Origin of the sequence: Flavobacterium esculini, from assembly GCF_048284325.1 — a bacterium.
Taxonomy (GTDB): domain Bacteria; phylum Bacteroidota; class Bacteroidia; order Flavobacteriales; family Flavobacteriaceae; genus Flavobacterium.
This window is the reverse complement of record NZ_JBLVPI010000016.1, coordinates 41,206-58,289: the sequence shown is the minus strand read 5'-3', so window position 1 is coordinate 58,289 and position 17,084 is coordinate 41,206. Positions and strand designations below refer to the sequence as shown.

At 33.9% G+C, this 17,084-nt stretch carries 16 protein-coding genes; 8 read left to right on the top strand and 8 right to left on the bottom strand.

The window, feature by feature from the left end:
- The first annotated feature begins 24 nt into the window (after positions 1–24).
- The 8 genes from ACNQGG_RS13855 (at position 25) to ACNQGG_RS13820 (ending at position 8,122) form a co-directional block, all read left to right on the top strand.
- Complete coding sequence (locus tag ACNQGG_RS13855) at positions 25–402, top strand: hypothetical protein (protein WP_417964915.1); 378 nt, start codon at positions 25–27, stop codon at positions 400–402.
- Positions 371–709 carry an ERF4 family protein gene (locus ACNQGG_RS13850; protein ID WP_417964913.1) on the top strand — a complete coding sequence of 113 codons (339 nt, stop codon included), beginning with the start codon at positions 371–373 and terminating at the stop codon, positions 707–709. Before ACNQGG_RS13855 ends, ACNQGG_RS13850 begins: the two co-directional genes overlap by 32 nt.
- Before the next feature lie 180 nt (positions 710–889).
- The gene (locus ACNQGG_RS13845; RefSeq protein ID WP_417964911.1) at positions 890–1,774 is read left to right on the top strand and encodes a diguanylate cyclase; all 885 of its coding nucleotides are present in this window, start codon (positions 890–892) and stop codon (positions 1,772–1,774) included.
- A 413-nt stretch (positions 1,775–2,187) separates the two neighbouring features.
- Positions 2,188–3,654: an ice-binding family protein gene (locus ACNQGG_RS13840; protein ID WP_417964909.1), complete on the top strand. Its 1,467-nt coding sequence runs from the start codon at positions 2,188–2,190 to the stop codon at positions 3,652–3,654.
- Positions 3,655–3,739: 85 nt separating this feature from the next.
- Positions 3,740–5,773 carry an OmpA family protein gene (locus ACNQGG_RS13835; protein ID WP_417964907.1) on the top strand — a complete coding sequence of 678 codons (2,034 nt, stop codon included), beginning with the start codon at positions 3,740–3,742 and terminating at the stop codon, positions 5,771–5,773.
- 222 nt (positions 5,774–5,995) lie between these two features.
- Entirely contained in the window at positions 5,996–6,475 is a 480-nt protein-coding gene (locus ACNQGG_RS13830) for a nuclear transport factor 2 family protein (RefSeq protein ID WP_417964906.1), read from the top strand.
- Complete coding sequence (locus tag ACNQGG_RS13825; protein WP_417964904.1) at positions 6,465–6,911, top strand: DUF1572 family protein; 447 nt, start codon at positions 6,465–6,467, stop codon at positions 6,909–6,911. The genes ACNQGG_RS13830 and ACNQGG_RS13825 overlap by 11 nt, the downstream gene beginning before the upstream one ends.
- A gap of 122 nt (positions 6,912–7,033) precedes the next feature.
- Positions 7,034–8,122, top strand: coding sequence for an AI-2E family transporter (locus ACNQGG_RS13820; protein WP_417964902.1), 1,089 nt, complete (start codon positions 7,034–7,036; stop codon positions 8,120–8,122).
- Position 8,123: 1 nt separating this feature from the next.
- Here ACNQGG_RS13820 and ACNQGG_RS13815 read toward each other — a convergent pair whose 3' ends face one another.
- The 8 genes from ACNQGG_RS13815 to ACNQGG_RS13780 all read right to left on the bottom strand — a co-directional run bounded on the left by ACNQGG_RS13815 (position 8,124) and on the right by ACNQGG_RS13780 (position 16,978).
- The gene (locus tag ACNQGG_RS13815) at positions 8,124–9,170 is read right to left on the bottom strand and encodes an o-succinylbenzoate synthase (RefSeq protein WP_417964900.1); all 1,047 of its coding nucleotides are present in this window, start codon (positions 9,168–9,170) and stop codon (positions 8,124–8,126) included.
- Positions 9,171–9,319: 149 nt separating this feature from the next.
- Entirely contained in the window at positions 9,320–10,528 is a 1,209-nt protein-coding gene (locus tag ACNQGG_RS13810; RefSeq protein WP_417964898.1) for a tetratricopeptide repeat protein, read from the bottom strand.
- 192 nt (positions 10,529–10,720) lie between these two features.
- Complete coding sequence (locus ACNQGG_RS13805) at positions 10,721–11,398, bottom strand: metal-dependent hydrolase (protein WP_417964896.1); 678 nt, start codon at positions 11,396–11,398, stop codon at positions 10,721–10,723.
- Positions 11,399–11,431: 33 nt separating this feature from the next.
- Positions 11,432–12,382 carry a 1,4-dihydroxy-2-naphthoate octaprenyltransferase gene (gene menA / locus ACNQGG_RS13800; protein WP_416856441.1) on the bottom strand — a complete coding sequence of 317 codons (951 nt, stop codon included), beginning with the start codon at positions 12,380–12,382 and terminating at the stop codon, positions 11,432–11,434.
- Positions 12,383–12,452: 70 nt separating this feature from the next.
- Positions 12,453–13,964 (bottom strand): PH domain-containing protein, encoded by a 1,512-nt coding sequence (locus ACNQGG_RS13795; protein ID WP_417964894.1) that lies wholly within the window; start codon positions 13,962–13,964, stop codon positions 12,453–12,455.
- A complete protein-coding gene (locus ACNQGG_RS13790; RefSeq protein WP_417964891.1) occupies positions 13,964–14,479 on the bottom strand; it encodes a PH domain-containing protein in 516 nt (171 codons plus the stop codon). The genes ACNQGG_RS13795 and ACNQGG_RS13790 overlap by 1 nt, the downstream gene beginning before the upstream one ends.
- Positions 14,480–14,565: 86 nt before the next feature.
- Positions 14,566–15,396 (bottom strand): 1,4-dihydroxy-2-naphthoyl-CoA synthase, encoded by an 831-nt coding sequence (locus ACNQGG_RS13785; protein WP_417964889.1) that lies wholly within the window; start codon positions 15,394–15,396, stop codon positions 14,566–14,568.
- A 727-nt stretch (positions 15,397–16,123) separates the two neighbouring features.
- Positions 16,124–16,978, bottom strand: coding sequence for a CvfB family protein (locus ACNQGG_RS13780; RefSeq protein ID WP_417964887.1), 855 nt, complete (start codon positions 16,976–16,978; stop codon positions 16,124–16,126).
- Positions 16,979–17,084: the final 106 nt, after the last annotated feature.

Below are 17,084 nucleotides of genomic sequence, written 5' to 3'. Positions count from 1 at the left end.
TAATTACGCTTAAAAAATTAAATTATGGACAACTTTACAGCATCAATAGAAACGCTTTTTGAAAGAGCTGAAGACTATACAAGAACAAGCGCCGAATTGGTTAAGCTAAATGCAATAGACAAATCAGCGGATGTATTATCTTCCTTACTTTCCAGATTAACCGTAGCTATTGTTGCTGTTATGTTTGTTCTATTAATAAACATTGGACTCTCCTTATGGTTAGGAGAAATAATAGGAAAACCCTATTGGGGATTTTTTATAGTAGCCAGTGTTTATTTAGTAGTGTCAATTATACTATATATTTTTAAAGATCAATGGATTAAAACTCCTATCAGTAACTTCATTATAACTAAACTGCTTAAAAAAAAGTATGAAAAAGATAAACCAAACAGATTTACTTAATGAAACTATAATCCGTTTAGAGAACAGACAGACTTTAGAATTATATGCTTTGAAGGAACAATTTGAGTTAACTTATGAAAGTATAAAGCCTTTAAATCTTATCAAAAGCGCTTTTATCGAAATGACTACCTCTCCTACTTTAAAAGGGAACATAATCAATAATATTTTAGGAATGGCAACGGGTTATTTAACGAAAAAAGTTTTAGTAGGATCAACCCATAATCCATTCAAAAAAATATTAGGCACACTATTGCAATTTGTAATAACAAATGTTGCCACTAAACATTCCGAGACTTTAAAATCTTAAAATCCATCTTTTTAACTAGAAATTAAATTCTGATACTGAATAATTTAGTTTTAATAATCAGACTGAAAACTATTAACTACTTTGAATCCCAAAGCAATTAATAGACTTTCACAGTTAGGGTTATTTGTGCTTTTAAAGATTTAATATGATTTTTTTCTTAACACTTTGAATCGAAAGTAAATGAATACGAAAGTAAAACAGGAAGCGCTAATAATTACAAATAAGGAACTTGTTTTTCAAAACGAAGAGAAAGAAAAACGAGCTGCTGAACTGATTATTGCCAATACTGAACTTGCCTTTCAAAACAAAGAAAAAGAAGAACGTGCAGCCGAACTAATTATTGCAAACACAGAACTTCTTTTCCAAAATACAGAAAAAGAAAAACGAGCCGCTGAACTAATTATAGCCAATAAAGAACTTGCTTTTCAAAATAAAGAGAAAGAAAAACGTGCTGCTGAATTAATTATTGCAAACAAAGAACTCGCTTTTCAAAACAAAGAAAAAGAAAAGCGTGCTGCCGAATTAATTATTGCAAATAAGGAACTTGCCTTTCAGAATGACGAAAAAGAGAAACGTGCTGCTGAATTAATTATCGCCAATAATGAGCTTGCTTTTCAAAATAATGAAAAGGAAAAAAGAGCATCTGAATTGATTATTGCTAATCGAGAACTTGCTTTTCAAAACGAAGAAAAAGAAAAACGTGCCGCCGAATTGCTAATAGCTAACAGTGAGCTTATATTTCAAAACAAGGAGAAAGAAAAACATGCTGCTGAGTTAATAAAGGCGAACTTAGAACTTAAAAAGGCCGAGGAATATCAAAACGAATATATAAATGGTTTAGAAGAAATTATGTTTATGACGTCACATAAAGTAAGACAACCCATTTCCAATATTTTAGGACTATCTTACCTCATAAACAATCAACTTGAAAATTCAAAAGAGGAACTCAAAGAATCCTTAGATTACATCAAAGAATCTGCTTTGATGCTCGATATATTTACTAAAGAGTTAACCGTATTTATTTTTAACTTGAAACAAAAAGGAAAAAATAATAAATGTGTTTAATCAAAATCATTTTTTGCGCATTTAGCTTAAAAAAAATAATATATAAATCGAGAATCAGATATCTCGATTTTTTTTGTCATAATCCTAAAAATTGATTTTATTTTAATCGCTTAGCTATCATTTTGAATACCAAGTTTTAAAATTATCGTTGTATCGAAGGTATTTTTCCTATAATACATTTCGCTTTTCCCTTTTTAATAAATTTTCTGCCTTTTTAAGAAAATAAATTAAGCATTATAACATTCTGTTAACATTTACAAAATCACAAATAATTAATAATCAATATTTTATACAAAACACAACGTTTTATACAAGTGAATTTCACAACTTCAATTTTTAATTGTGTAACACTTTTTGGGGATAACTAAACAATCTTTGCTGTATAAAATACTTAATCCCCTAAAATCAACAAAATGAAAACTAAAAATTTACTATTAACCTTTGCAATACTGTTTATTGCATTAATTTCCGGCTGTGCAAAAGACGATTTTGAAGAGACCGTTGGTATTTGTCCAGTTGTGTTATCAACAGTTCCGCTTAATGGCGCCTTAGGAATTCCTTTCACACAGGTAATCTCTGCAACATTCAATGAAGAGATGAATGCATCAACTATTAACGCAGCTACTTTTATTGTTACTGACCCAGCAGGTTTAGCTATAACAGGTACTGTCGCTTATAGCGGAACAACTGCAACGTTGACTCCAGCAAGTCCGCTTTCTCCTAATACTACGTATACAGGAAGAATTACAACAGGTGCTAAAGATGTAATGGGTAATGCGCTGCAAGCTGATTATATATGGACATTTAAAACAGGAATTGCCCCAACAGTAACTTTGACAGATCCTATTAATAATGCGATAGGAATTAATTTAAATAAAATTGTTACTGCTAATTTTAGTATTGCAATGGATCCTCTGACTATTAATGCAACTACTTTTACTTTAAAACAAGGTACAACAGTAATTCCTGGTCTAATTACTTATTCTGGTATTACTGCTTCATTTAGCCCGGTAATTCCACTGAATTCAGGACTTGTTTATACCGCTACCATTACAACCGGTGCTAAAAATTCAACTGGTATTCCATTAGCGAATAACTATGTTTGGAATTTCACAACTGTAAATGCTGCGATTGTTACTCCTGTTCCCGGTGCTGCCAGTGGTTTATTTTTTGGAGTTTTTGGAGGAAATGCAGGAATTACTAATCAAGGTTTAAATACGGTAATTAATGGACGCATCGGAACTACTGCTGCTTCTACTTTAGTAACGGGATTCCATGATGGTCTTTCAGGTGATGTCTATACAGAAACGCCTTTAAATAAAGGTGTTGTAACTGGTGGAATATATACGGCTCCGCCCGCTCCAGGAAATGCAACATCAGAGGCAATCGCAACTCAAGGATTAATTGATGCAAACGCAGCTTATATTAGTATTTCTCCAGCCGCAAAACCAGGAGGAATTGATCCAGGCGCTGGTGAACTGGGAAATTTAGTATTAGCCCCAGGTATTTATAAATCAGCAAGTGGAACTTTTAAAATATCAAATGGTGATTTAACTTTAGATGCCAAAGGAGATCCTAATGCCGTTTGGATTTTTCAAACAGCAGCTAGTTTAACAGTAGGAATTGCAGGACCAACAGGCGCTAAAAGTGTTAAATTGGTCAATGGTGCTTTAGCTAAAAATGTATATTGGTACGTAGGTAGTCAAGCAGTCATTAATGGTGCTGGTGGTGGTGTGATGACAGGAACGATTATAGCATCTGCCGGAGTTACTTTCTCCACAGCTGGAAATGCAGCACAAACTGTATTGAATGGTAGAGCTATTTCTCTAGTTGCTTCAGTTACCATGGTAAATACAACTATTAACGTACCTGCTAACTAGGTATTAGATTCAATAAACTTACATCTAAACAATTTATCCCGTCATAAGACGGGATAATAAAAAAGAACAATCAAAATAAAAAAATATGAACATTCAAACTAATTTAAAAAAGGGATTACGCCTAGCTTGGTCCCCTAATAACTTGCCTATCAAAGGTCTCTTGTTAGTCTCTTTGACATGGTTAAGTTTTCAAACTCCAGTTCAAGCACAGCAAACTATAGCAGTTAAATACACAAAACCTTCATGGTACTTTGGTGTTGCAGGTGGAGCTAATTTTAATTTTTACAGAGGTTCTACTAATCAGTTGAATGCCACTTTTACTCCTCCGGCCACTTTTCATGATGGTGATGGTGTTGGGCTATTCATTGCGCCTCTTTTAGAATATCGTCCTGCTGATTCAAGATGGGGTGTAATGCTTCAAGCTGGATATGATAATCGTAAAGGTACTTTTGACCAAGTAAAAACAGCATGCGATTGTCCAGCAGATTTAACGACTAATATTAGTTATATCACTGTAGAACCAAGCTTACGTTTTGCTCCTTTCAAATCTAATTTTTATCTGTATGGTGGTCCACGTTTGGCTTTCAACATGGATAAATCATTTACGTATCAATTAGGTATTAATCCAGCCTATCCGGATCAGGCCCCTACTCCTGCTGTAACAGGTGATTTAAGCGATGTCAAAAAAACTATTCTTTCTATGCAAATTGGAGCAGGATATGATATTCCGCTTTCTTCAGATAGTAATAAAATACAATTTGTACTGTCTCCTTTTGTTGCTTTTCAACCTTATTTTGGCCAAAATCCACGTTCAACAGAAACATGGAACATCACCACTCTTAGAGCTGGTGTTACACTTAAAATGGGACAAGGGCACAACATTCAGGAATCTACAGATATGTTAGCAGATCGCGAAGTTCAGTTTTCTGTAAATTCTCCTAGCAATGTTCCTGGAGAAAGAAGAATTACTGAAATATTCCCACTTAGAAACTATGTGTTTTTTAATGTTGGATCAACTGAAATCCCAAGTCGTTATGTTTTATTGACGAAAAATCAAGTGAAAGACTTCAAGGAAGATCAATTAGAAGTATTTGCTCCAAAAAACCTGTCCGATCGTTCTAAAAGACAAATGATTGTTTACTATAATGTTTTAAACATCCTTGGAGATCGTATGCAAAAAAATCCTTCGTCAACTATTACTTTGGTAGGGTCATCAGAGAAAGGTCCTGAAGACGGTCTTGTAATGGCCGAATCAATCAAAACCTATTTGGTAAATGTATTTGCAATAAATCCTTCCAGAATTACGACTAAAGGTCAAAACAAACCGAATATCCCATCAGAGCAACCGGGCGCAACACTTGAATTAGAATTGTTACGTGAAGGGGATCGCAGAGTTTCTATCGAAAGTACTTCCCCAGATTTATTAATGGAATTTCAAAGTGGTCCTGACGCTCAATTGAAACCCGTACAAATTGTTCCTCTACAAGAAGCACCTGCTGAAAGTTATGTAACCTTCAACAATAAAGGAGCGAATGAAGCTTTATCTACTTGGTCATTACAAATAACGGATGAACAAGGAAAAATGCAGGCTTTTGGACCTTATACACAAGAAGAAGTAAGTATTCCCGGAAAATCAATATTAGGTACCAGACTTGAAGGTGATTATAAAGTAAAAATGATTGGCCAAACTAAAAGCGGTAAAATTGTAGAGAAGGAAACTCCGGTACACATGGTCCTCTGGACACCTGCAAAAATAGAAGAAGGGATGCGATACAGCATTATCTATGAATTTAATAAATCGAAAGCGATAGCTATCTATGAAAAATACCTTATGGAAGTAGTAACATCAAAAATTCCTGTTGGCGCAACAGTTATTATTCATGGTCACACAGATATTATTGGTGAAGAAGTTCACAACCAAGATTTATCTCTAGCTCGTGCAAACGATGTGAAAAATATTCTTGAAAGTGGGTTATCTAAAGCTGGTAGAAATGACGTGAAATTTGAAGTACTGGGATTTGGTGAGAATGAAAACAAATCTCCTTTTGAAAATAAAACTCCTGAGGAACGTTTTTACAATCGTACTGTAGTAATAGATATTATTCCTGCCGCTAAATAAATCAAAACAATAAAGAAAAGACTTTTTATAAAAAACAAAAGAGGATAGAAACTTAAAAGTCTATCCTCTTTTTTTGTTTTAAATTTAAAGTGATTATAAATCAATGAATTACAACTTGTTTTTCAAATTAGAAATAAATCACATTTATTTTTTTGATATTACTATTTAAAATCTGAATTTTAACAAAAAAAATATTATTTTTACTATTCATTTTCTAGAAATATGACCCCCAACGAGAAAACCCTTATCAAATTCTACACTGCTTTTGCAAATGCTGATGCTTCAGCAATGTGTGAATGTTATCATCCAAACATTAAGTTTCGTGATCCTATATTTGACTTATTAAAAGGAAATGATGTTTGTCAAATGTGGGAAATGCTAATCGAAAGAAGTAAAGGAAATACAAAAATAGAATTCTCAGATGTAAAAGCTAATGAATATATTGGTTCAGCCAGATGGATTGCTACCTACAACTTTAGTAAAACCAATAGAATAGTTGTAAATAAAATTCGGGCACAATTTCAGTTTAAAGATGGGTTGATCATCAAACATACAGATGATTTTGACATCTGGAAATGGTCCAAGCAAGCATTTGGAATTAAAGGATATTTATTTGGATGGACTGGGTATTTCCAAAAAAAAATTCACCAAAAAGCCATATTGTCAGTGAAGAAGTATAAAGAAACTAAACATGCTAATTGAAACTTTAAAATTACTATTCAACAGGGATTTAAATCAGCTTAAAACAGAAATAGAGCTATATCAAAATGAAAATCAAATTTGGCACATTCAAAAAGGCATAGCTAATTCAGCCGGGAATCTTTGTTTGCATTTGGTTGGAAATCTTAATACGTATATTGGAGCTGAATTTGGTAAAACTGGCTACATTAGAAACAGAGCGCTTGAATTTTCGCAAAAGGATATTCCGAGAGCAGAATTAATAATCAAAATCGAACAAACCATTATTGTCGTTAACAATGCGCTAAACAACATCCCAGAAGAAGAATTAAAAATGGAATTTCCACTTTTAGTTTTTGAAATCAAGACTTCAACTGCGTTTATGCTCACACATTTGACCATTCACCTAGCCTATCATTTAGGGCAAATAAATTACCACAGGCGATTATTGGACTGTTAAAAATTAAAATAATAAACAATTTTCACTAATACTATTCGTTTTAATTAGTATTATAATCACAATTAATATTTAGAATAAAAGTTAAAGAAGGGCAAGAAATAACAGTTATAATACAAGTTTGTATGATACAATCTTCTAAAACACCCGTCCCATTTCAATCCAGCAGAAAGTATTCTGTTTTAGAAATTCTTCAATTTATAGTATTGTCCTGTTTGATTCTGTATTTTGGTAAAACACTTTTTATTCCGCTAAGCTTTTCATTACTCATTAGCTTTATTCTGTATCCCATTTGTAAATGGATGGAAACAAAAAGTATTAACAAAGGTATTGCTATTGTTATTTGCATTTTAGGAGTAACACTTCTCCTTGGATCCGTTATTTATTTATTGTTTGCACAATTCTCAGAGTTCCTGAACGAATGGCAATCATTACGGGCAAAACTAACCGATACCATAAATCAATTGAGTGTTTTTCTTTTTGAAAGACTTGACATCAGTGTCGAAAAACAATCAGAATTTATCAAAAATACGCTCGATAATTCTGGTTCACAAGCATTTTCGATATTACGCAACACCGCCTATTCCCTATCAGAATCATTATTTATTCTATTAATGATTCCTGTTTTTTCTGCTCTTATACTCTATCATCGCCAAATGTTATCGAATGCGCTCTATGAACTTTTTCCTCTAGGTAAAAAAAGCACCATTCATGAAATCCTCGTTGAAACCATTCATGCCTACTACAATTTCATAAAAGGTATGTTGATGGTATATTTAATAGTTGGGCTATTAAACAGCGTCGGACTATTAATTATTGGAGTGCCACACCCATTTTTGTTTGGTTTTATAGCCTCAATTCTAACATTCATTCCTTATGTTGGAATAATGATATCGTCGCTTTTGCCCATTGCAGTTTCCTGGATAACGTATAATTCAATTTGGTATCCGTTAGGCGTCATTCTAGTATTTTCTATTGTTCAAGCATTGGAAGCGTATATTATATTTCCTTTTGCAGTGGGAAGCCGATTGAAAATAAACACACTTGTCATCATCATCGTGGTAATTGTAGGAGGCATTTTATGGGGCGCCGCAGGAATGATATTGTTCATTCCGTTCATTAGCATCGTAAAACTGATTGCGGACCGCACACCAAGTTTAAAGACGTTATCTGTTTTATTGGGAGATGGCGAACAAAAGAAATCTTCGAAATAATCTATTTCAAAAGATCAAAATCAAATGCCCAATCTAACTCCTTTTTATACCACAATTGCCCTTGTGAAACTTCCAGCGGACAGTCAAAATTATTCGTATATAATGCTCCGGTTCCTAATCCCTGCGGCATGGAATTGTACTGTAAAAAGGTCCATTGTGCAATCGCATTTAGCCCAATATTACTCTCTAATGCTGAGGTAATCCACCACCCAATTTTATGCTTTTCAGCCAATAAAATCCATTCTTGTGTACCTCGAAAACCACCTACAAAACTAGGCTTCAAAATAATGTATTGCGGTTTGATTTTCTCCAACAATTGTTCTTTTTCTGCCAACGCAAACACACCAATCAGCTCTTCATCTAAAGCAATAGGAAAAGGAGTGACTTTACACAGCTCTGCCATCCTGTCAGTATAATTTTTTTGTATCGGCTGCTCAATACTATGTAATTTAAATTCAGACAGTTGAATTAATTTATTTAAAGCTATATTTTCATCAAAAGCACCATTCGCATCAACACGAATTTCGACTTGTTCCGGAGTGAAATGCTCTCGAATAAACCGTAACAATTGTAGTTCTTTATCGAAATCTATCGCGCCAATTTTAAGTTTAATGCATCGAAAACCCTGAACTAATTTTTCCTCGATTTGTTGCTTCATAAACAACTCCTCGCCCATCCAAACTAAACCGTTTATCAGTATCGATTTTGTACCATTTGTAAAGTCCGAAGGAAAGAGTAAAAAAGGAGTTTCACTCACTAAAGATTGGAACGCCATTTCTACTCCAAATTGAATGGATGGAAAGGCTAATAACGCTTCCCAAAGTTGGTCTTTACCAAGATGAATATTGTCGCAAGTCCATTGTATTTTTTCTTCATAATCCGGCCGATCATCAATACTCAATCCGCGAAGAATTCCACATTCCCCTATTCCCTTTTTACCATCCTGTTCCAAGACGATAAACCAAGTTTCTTTTTCGGTCATGACGCCACGGGAAGTTCCTGAAGGACGTTTGAAATTAAGAATGTATTTGTGGCAAGTTGCTTTCAAGAAATTATGAATTATGAGTTATTTAAATCTGACAAACTTGTAATGTTTTTTTTTGAGACTTAAATGTCCTTACATTTCTTATATGGTAAAAAAATATTTCCTTAAACCATATAAGAAATTTAAGCAAACATAAGTTTTAAAATTTCAAGCTATTTATCAATCAATTTCAAAACTCTTTCAAAATCATCATTTTTAATACCTACTTTTTTGAAAGTTTCAAAATCAAGTTTTATTTTTTGTATCCAACTCAAACTATCAGTTACGTTTTGAGATTGGTATTCTTTATAAATAACTTTCGCTGATGAGTAATTATTATTCAATAAATACGCATGCGCTAAATTCAGCTTTATCAATAACTCCGTATTGTCAAGTTTTTCACCTTCTTTCAAGAATTTAATCGCTTTGCCGTATTGTTTTGTCAATACATAACTATTCCCTATGGCATTGTAATCCAAAGCAGTTGCTTTTCCATCATTAATAACTGTCGTCAGTTTCTGAATAGCTTCACCTTGCTTTCCTTGTTTTGCCAAAACAGCAGCTTGCTTGCGCAAATCGTTATAAATATTTTTTGAAAGACTAGTTTCCCCAAAACAACTGTTACCAAAATCTTTAAACGCTTTAGTACGCTCTACAGCCAATAATTTCTGAAATTCCTTGTACTTGTACTTGGATTGTATTTTATCGAGAATACATACGCAAAAATCATCTGAATTGGTCATTTTCTGAGCCAAATTAGATGTTTTGCATTGATCGATAATTGCTTTTCTATTTTCTAGCGTCCAGCCACGACTCAATTTATTATCGACCCACGGCACGACTTCGAGTATGATCTTTTGATTCATAATCCAGTTTTTACTTTCGAAACCAAACCATAAATTTCCCGAATTGAATTTCATACAAGCCGATTTCTCTGTAGAAAGTCGTTTGGCATCTTTACTGACCGGCGTATCCTGAACCAGACAAGCGTCATCAGTTTTTCCGTTTTCTTTGTATTTTGCAGCCAAATCACCGCTTGAAAAAACGGCATATTTACATTTATCATCTCCCGATATTTTAGATAAGATAAAAACTGCTCCTGCAGAACCTTGACTGATTCCTGTTGGGTCTGGAATGGCTTTTAAAACCGAAACCAAACTACCCGCCATTTGCTGATTTTTATCCAAAAGTGTTATTCTGTACACTATTTCCGTGGTGCCTTCAGGGAAATCTTGGGTTTTTATAATGATTCTGTCTCTAGCGGAAACCGTAATTTCTTCGGTTGTAGCGCGAGCTTTGTCCCAATAACCGTCTTTTTGAGAAAAAATGGTATTTGTTGTAATTAGAAATAAAATTAAAACAATGAAATTCTTTTTTTGCATGATTGATTTAAAATTTAAACACGAAGTCCACAAAGTGTTTCGCAAGGCTCACAAAGTGTTATGTCAACAATAACCCTAGCCCAGATAGAAGTGAAAATCCTTTTACCACTCTGTCAGGGTTTAGAACCCTGACAGAGTGGTAAAAGATTGCAACGAATAGCTGGAGATTGCTTCGAAAAACTCGCAATGACATTATAATTCGATAAAACCCCCTATTTCCAGTAGCATCAAATCTTTTCCTTTATCAAAGAATTTGCGAATGGCGGCTTCATGATCAATTTCGATATAACCAAAAGTATCGTAATGATACCCTAGAATTTTATCACAATCCAAGAAATCAGAAGCAACAATAGCATCTTCGATATCCATGGTGAAATTATCTCCTATTGGCAGAATCGCTAAATCTAATTTAGTGCGCATAGGAATGAGTTTCATATCCATAGTAAGCGCTGTATCGCCAGCAATGTAGATATTTTTATGTTCGCCTTCAATGACAAAACCGCCTGGATTTCCTCCATAACTGCCATCAGGAAAAGAACTGGAATGAATCGCATTTACATATTTCAATTTACCAAAGTCAAAATTCCAGCTGCCACCGTGATTCATGGGATGCGCTTGAAAGCCTTTTGTTGCATAATGACCTGCAATTTCAGCGTTAGAAACGATTACCGCATTGGTTCTTTTGGCAATTGCTTCCACATCCAGAATGTGATCTCCGTGTGCATGTGTTATTAAAATATAATCGGCTTTTAAAGTGTCAATGTCAATATGAGACGCCTTTGGATTAGCCGAAATAAAAGGATCTACAATAATGTGTTTGCCACCAACTTCTATCCCCAATGAGGCGTGACCGTAAAATGTTATTTTCATTTGAATTAAATTTTAAAATAGACTAATTTGAGTTTAATAATTATTCACAATCAAATCCGAAAAGAAGAAAATCATGCACAAAGCCAGCAACACCGAAAGCGCAAAAGTACTTAGCGCCAGTTTTTTTAATTCGGGATCTAATTCCTTAGGGTTGTTATTTTTATAAACGGTAATCAAATGTTTAGTTAAAGGGATATACGCCAATAAAAACAGGTATTGATCAAAGTGAAAATGGTCTACAATTGCAAAAACCAGTACCAAAACCATCGCCGTTACAATCAGAATGTAATGGTATATTTTAGCTTTGGCTCCGCCAATTTTTACGACAATCGTGTTTTTATTTGATTTTCTATCCGAAGCTTCATCACGCATATTATTCAGATTTAAAACACCAACGCTCAATAATCCAATAGCTATTGCAGGTAAAACCAATTCAAAATCCAGTTGTTTTGAATATAAAAAATTCACCCCTAAAGTACTTACCAAACCAAAAAACACAAAGACAAAAACATCACCAAATCCTCGGTAGCCATAAGCCGTATTACCAACTGTATAGCGAATTGCAGACACAATTGAAAGAATTCCTAACACTAAATAAAACAAGGAATACCACAAATTAGTATCTTTAAATGCATAATAAATCAACAGCATCGCTGAAAGTAACGTCAGTGCAGATGTGATGATAATAGCACGCTTCATGGCTTCCGGGGTAATCACACCGCTTTGTATGGCGCGTTTTGGACCTACTCTGTCTTCATTATCTGTTCCTTTTATCCCATCACCATAATCATTGGCAAAATTTGAGAGTATTTGCAACCCAAGTGTAGTCAATATGGCAAAGCCAAAAAGCCGCCAATTAAAAACTTCCGTTGGGGTTAATATAGTGTCCGTTGGGTGTGCCAAAGCATACATGCTTCCAACAATTATTCCCGATACAGATAATGGTAATGTTCTTAAACGTGCGGCTTCAATCCAGTGTTTCATATTTTTTGCTTAATCGTTGATTTGGTTACTTGTTGATTTGGTTAAACGAATCAACAATCTAACTCCTTAATTACATCCAATTACTATCGGACGTTTCTATTTCGTACAACCAAAGGTTGACATATTGTTTAATTTTCATATAATCTCCCAACTGAAAAGCGATATTTCCTCCAGCGGTGTGTAACGTTATGGATCCTATATTCAAGTTTTTATGCCAAAAAAGTTGCGATGTTGTAACCGCTTGAATTTTACTTGGCGCTATAATTTCATTACTAATATCCCACGCACCGCTTTGTTTAATAATAAAATGATCATTGATAAAAAGTCGGTTATTTCTATATTTAAAAAACTGAATAACCCCGACAAACACAACATAAAAAGCAACCAAAATATCCAAAGAAGGAAATTGTGAAACTACCTCATCCCGTAAAAAATAAAACACAAGCAAAGGTAGTCCAATTGTAAGAAATATAGAAAATCCAAGCTGTCGGAAATTAGGCTTTAATACCAATCCTTTTTCAGGGATATCATTAAATAGTAATTTCAAAATTTCATTCTGTTCGAATGCATTACAACCTGGAATTTCAATTGCAGCTTTCCGTTCATCTTTCTCTCCGCTTGCCTGCTTGATTTTCATTTCAAGTATATTCATTTTCTTTTGAAAATAATTACTGGAAACAGCTACGATTTGAACTTTTTCTGGCTTGATGATTGTACTTTTTGTATTCAACAAACCAAAGGAAAGCAACAATGAACCCGTTTGTTTTGTGATTCTAAAATCAAAATACCTAAAAACCATTCTAAAGACATTCATAACCAGAATCACACAAAAAAGAAGAAGAATCAATATTGGAACCATTTCTAACATTACATTTTCCTTAAAATACGAATCAATTTTAGATTCATCGATGGTCGATTCGCCAAAAATTCTTTTTACATTATCATAAAACGTAATAGAGAAAGCCAGCAAAATAAAAAAACTCTTCACATAATTAGAGGAAATTCCAACTTTCAACAAACTCAAAAAACTGATTTTTATAAAAGGCAATTCTTCAATCTGCACCGAATCCGTTTCTATTTTTGCATCAATTTTATCCGAAACCACTATTGTATTGTTCGTTTCATTTTCTAGCAAATGCGCTTTCAACTCTAAAGCTAAATCATGCGAAATGGCTTTGACTGCCACTTCCGTTTTATTAGCCCCAGCAGTATCCACATCAAGTGTATGTACTCCGATAATTTTTTGAATAAAGGACTGTTTAATCGTTACTTGCTGGATTTTATTGAGTTGAATCGTTGTTTTTGTCTTATTTAAAATGCCTTCAGTAATAACAAACTCCTGATTTTTTTCATCCAGAAAAAAAGTGAAATTCAAATATTTAAGATAGGCCATGATTCCAAAAACCAACAAAACACCCAGTATACCCAATATCAAATACAACGGATTGAGTTCTTTGAATTTAAAAATCCAAACGACAAGTATCGGCCAAAGCGCTTTACCAAAATGACGAATAGTATCAAAAAAAAGCACTAAAACACCAACAATAGACTGTCTTTGCGGTTGACTAAAATCGGCCCGCATTACAGTTGTTTTTGTATTTTACCCATCAAGAGTTGTTTGATGTTTTCGGCCTGTCCTTTCTCAATTCCCGGAATTTCTATATCACTGGAACTACCTCCTGCAGTGAAAATTTCAATTTTAGCTAATCCGAAGTAACGTGAAACCATTCCTTCATGCAATGCTACGTGTTGTATTCTATTATAAGGAATTACAATTGTATTTGTAGCAATAATTCCATATCTAAAAAGTACATCGTGTTCTCTGAAAGCAAAGCCTTTTTTCTTGAAACTTAGGTACGAAAAGAAAACAAAAATCAGGATAAAGAATCCAAAAGCACTACCAATTTCCAATTGATATGCCACTAATTCCTCAATCTTTACCAGCGCAAATCCCAAACCAATTGCCAGCAACAGAAACGCGACAAACGAATTAATCAAAATCACTTTCCAATACGATTTTTTCAAACTTAAAAAGGGTACTTCCTCAAATTTAGGAAGCTGCGTGATATCTATTATTTCGTTGCTGAAGTTTTCCATTTATAAAATTTATTTTTAAGTTTAAGTTTTAAAAAGTTTAAAGTTATTGGTAAAAACAACTTTAAACTTAAGCATCAAACTTTTTTTTATGGTAACCATTTCTTTTCAAAATTCGGTTTTCTTTTTTCCAAGAATGCATTTCTGCCTTCTTTGGCTTCTTCAGTCATATATGCCAAACGTGTGGCTTCACCGGCAAAAACCTGTTGCCCCACCATTCCGTCATCTGTTAGATTCATAGCGAATTTTAGCATTTTTATAGCCATTGGCGATTTACCTAATATTTCCTGCGCCCATTCGTAAGCAGTATCCTCTAATTCGTCATGCGGAATCACGGCATTAACCATTCCCATATCCATTGCATCCTGAGCCGAATAATTGCGTCCCAAGAAGAAAATCTCACGCGCTTTCTTCTGCCCTACCATTTTGGCCAAATACGCAGAACCGTATCCACCATCAAAACTAGTTACATCAGCATCGGTTTGTTTGAAGATTGCATGTTCTTTACTCGCCAAAGTCAAATCACAAACTACATGCAAACTGTGTCCACCACCTACGGCCCAACCAGGAACTACGGCAATAACAACTTTTGGCATGAATCGGATTAAACGTTGTACTTCTAAAATGTTCAAACGATGTTGTCCATCCTCTCCCACATAGCCTTGATGACCACGTGCGTTTTGATCGCCACCGCTACAAAAAGAATAGACTCCATCTTTAGAGGAAGGTCCTTCAGCAGACAGTAAAACGACACCAATCGAAGTATCTTCCTGCGCATCATAAAATGCACTATACAATTCCGAAGTTGTTTTTGGTCGGAAAGCATTGCGCACATCCGGTCTGTTGAAAGCTATTCTGGCAACGCCATTGCATTTCTTATAGGTTATATCCTCGTATTCTTTGACAGTGATCCAATCCATTACAATTGATTTAAATTATTTCAGTGTAAAATTAAATCATTTTTTACATTTTATCTATTCTATTTTAGAGAAGCTTGTGGTAATCTTTCTCTGATTAAACAATCGAAAATGTTAAAAAAATAAAAAAAAACAAAATATTAACAGTTGCTCATCAAAATAATCCCTAATTTTAAATATTGCTAATCAGGAGAATGTGACTTGATTAGTTTGATTACTTCACTGATTTATTAACCTAAAAAATGTTTTTTTGAATACAATTAAAAACTTTGTCGCTCCTTTTTCGATGGTAATAAATGATACTATTTTTTCTGAAACCAAGATAAGTGAGTCAATGAGAAGGCCATTTGCCCCAATAGTAAAAATAAAGAGTAACACCTACGGTTTAAAATAAAGATTCACATTCCCACTCAATAAATAAGTTGAGTCTAACAATACAGTTATTTCAGGAAGATAATCTTTCAATATATATACAAAACCAATGGCTTTTAATGTGAAATTAATTCTTAACTACCAAGCAAGTGTTTGGACATTTTAAAGACAAACCCATTTTAAAAAGTAATTTACGCTTAAGTTAATGTTTTTAAAGTAGTATTAAGGATGCTATTAATTATAAAAGTGAATAAATATACTTTTGAATGAATTAGATTTTTTATTGCTGATAGAATTTAATATTCTAAAACAGCATTAAAAAGAGAAAGACTAACCGTTTCGATTAGTCTTTCTTTTTTTATTCCTTAACCAAGTAAATTCCATCTTCCTTGATCTCGATTAATTTCTCCCTGTATAAAGAACCAATGGCTTTCTTGAAGGTTTTCTTACTCATTTTCAAAACCGTTTTAATGTCTTCCGGATGTGAATTATCCGTCAAGCGCAAGAAACCTCTACTGGCTCTTAATTCGTCAAGAATTTTATCAGCATTTGGTTCGATACTTTGATATCCTTGAACTTGTAATGCAACATCAATTTTATTATCAGGACGAATCGTTTTGATATAGCCTCTCATGCGGTCTCCCGTGCGAATCGCATCATCATACACTTCATCTTTATACAACAACCCTTTGTGCTTTTCGTTGATGATAACATTAATTCCTAATTCAGTGATATGGGAAACGATTAAATCAACCTCTTCCCCTTTTTCAACCGTTAGGTGGTCATTTTTTAAAAACTGATTCAATTTACTGGAAGCAACCAAACGATTGGTTTTTTCATCCATATAAAGGTACACCAAGTAGCGTTTTCCTTTTTCCATAGGACGCGCTTGTTCTTTGAACGGAACCAAAATATCCTTTTCCATTCCCCAATCCATAAAAGCACCAATCTGATTGGTATAATTCACACGCAAAAGTGCAAATTCATTCAATAAAATATAAGGCTCTAATGTTGTGGCAACGGGTCTTTCTTCGTGGTCCAAATACACAAAAACAATCAGCTCCTCGCCTATTTCAAATTCGTTTGGAACGTATTTGTTAGGCAAAAGAATATCATGTATTCCTTCAGGATCTTTTTCTGGATTTCCCAGAAACAAACCTACTTTGGTATCGCGTAAAATGGTTAGCGTATTGTATTTTCCTATTTCAATCATTTTCTTTCAATTTCTAAAGCGCAAAGGTACGAAGTTTGAAAATGGTAAAACGAAAAATCACTTCATAAAAAAAGCGCCAATAAAGCGCTTTTCATTTTTATAGCTA

Coding starts and splice junctions, on each gene's coding strand:
- ACNQGG_RS13805 (WP_417964896.1), bottom strand. CDS start 11,398: ATGAAAATAACATTTTACGGTCACGCCTCATTGGGGATAGAAGTTGGT.
- ACNQGG_RS13785 (WP_417964889.1), bottom strand. CDS start 15,396: ATGGATTGGATCACTGTCAAAGAATACGAGGATATAACCTATAAGAAA.
- ACNQGG_RS13830 (WP_417964906.1), top strand. CDS start 5,996: ATGACCCCCAACGAGAAAACCCTTATCAAATTCTACACTGCTTTTGCA.
- ACNQGG_RS13850 (WP_417964913.1), top strand. CDS start 371: ATGAAAAAGATAAACCAAACAGATTTACTTAATGAAACTATAATCCGT.
- ACNQGG_RS13845 (WP_417964911.1), top strand. CDS start 890: ATGAATACGAAAGTAAAACAGGAAGCGCTAATAATTACAAATAAGGAA.
- ACNQGG_RS13790 (WP_417964891.1), bottom strand. CDS start 14,479: ATGGAAAACTTCAGCAACGAAATAATAGATATCACGCAGCTTCCTAAA.
- ACNQGG_RS13810 (WP_417964898.1), bottom strand. CDS start 10,528: ATGCAAAAAAAGAATTTCATTGTTTTAATTTTATTTCTAATTACAACA.
- ACNQGG_RS13780 (WP_417964887.1), bottom strand. CDS start 16,978: ATGATTGAAATAGGAAAATACAATACGCTAACCATTTTACGCGATACC.
- ACNQGG_RS13820 (WP_417964902.1), top strand. CDS start 7,034: ATGATACAATCTTCTAAAACACCCGTCCCATTTCAATCCAGCAGAAAG.
- ACNQGG_RS13855 (WP_417964915.1), top strand. CDS start 25: ATGGACAACTTTACAGCATCAATAGAAACGCTTTTTGAAAGAGCTGAA.
- ACNQGG_RS13835 (WP_417964907.1), top strand. CDS start 3,740: ATGAACATTCAAACTAATTTAAAAAAGGGATTACGCCTAGCTTGGTCC.
- menA (WP_416856441.1), bottom strand. CDS start 12,382: ATGAAACACTGGATTGAAGCCGCACGTTTAAGAACATTACCATTATCT.
- ACNQGG_RS13795 (WP_417964894.1), bottom strand. CDS start 13,964: ATGCGGGCCGATTTTAGTCAACCGCAAAGACAGTCTATTGTTGGTGTT.
- ACNQGG_RS13825 (WP_417964904.1), top strand. CDS start 6,465: ATGCTAATTGAAACTTTAAAATTACTATTCAACAGGGATTTAAATCAG.
- ACNQGG_RS13840 (WP_417964909.1), top strand. CDS start 2,188: ATGAAAACTAAAAATTTACTATTAACCTTTGCAATACTGTTTATTGCA.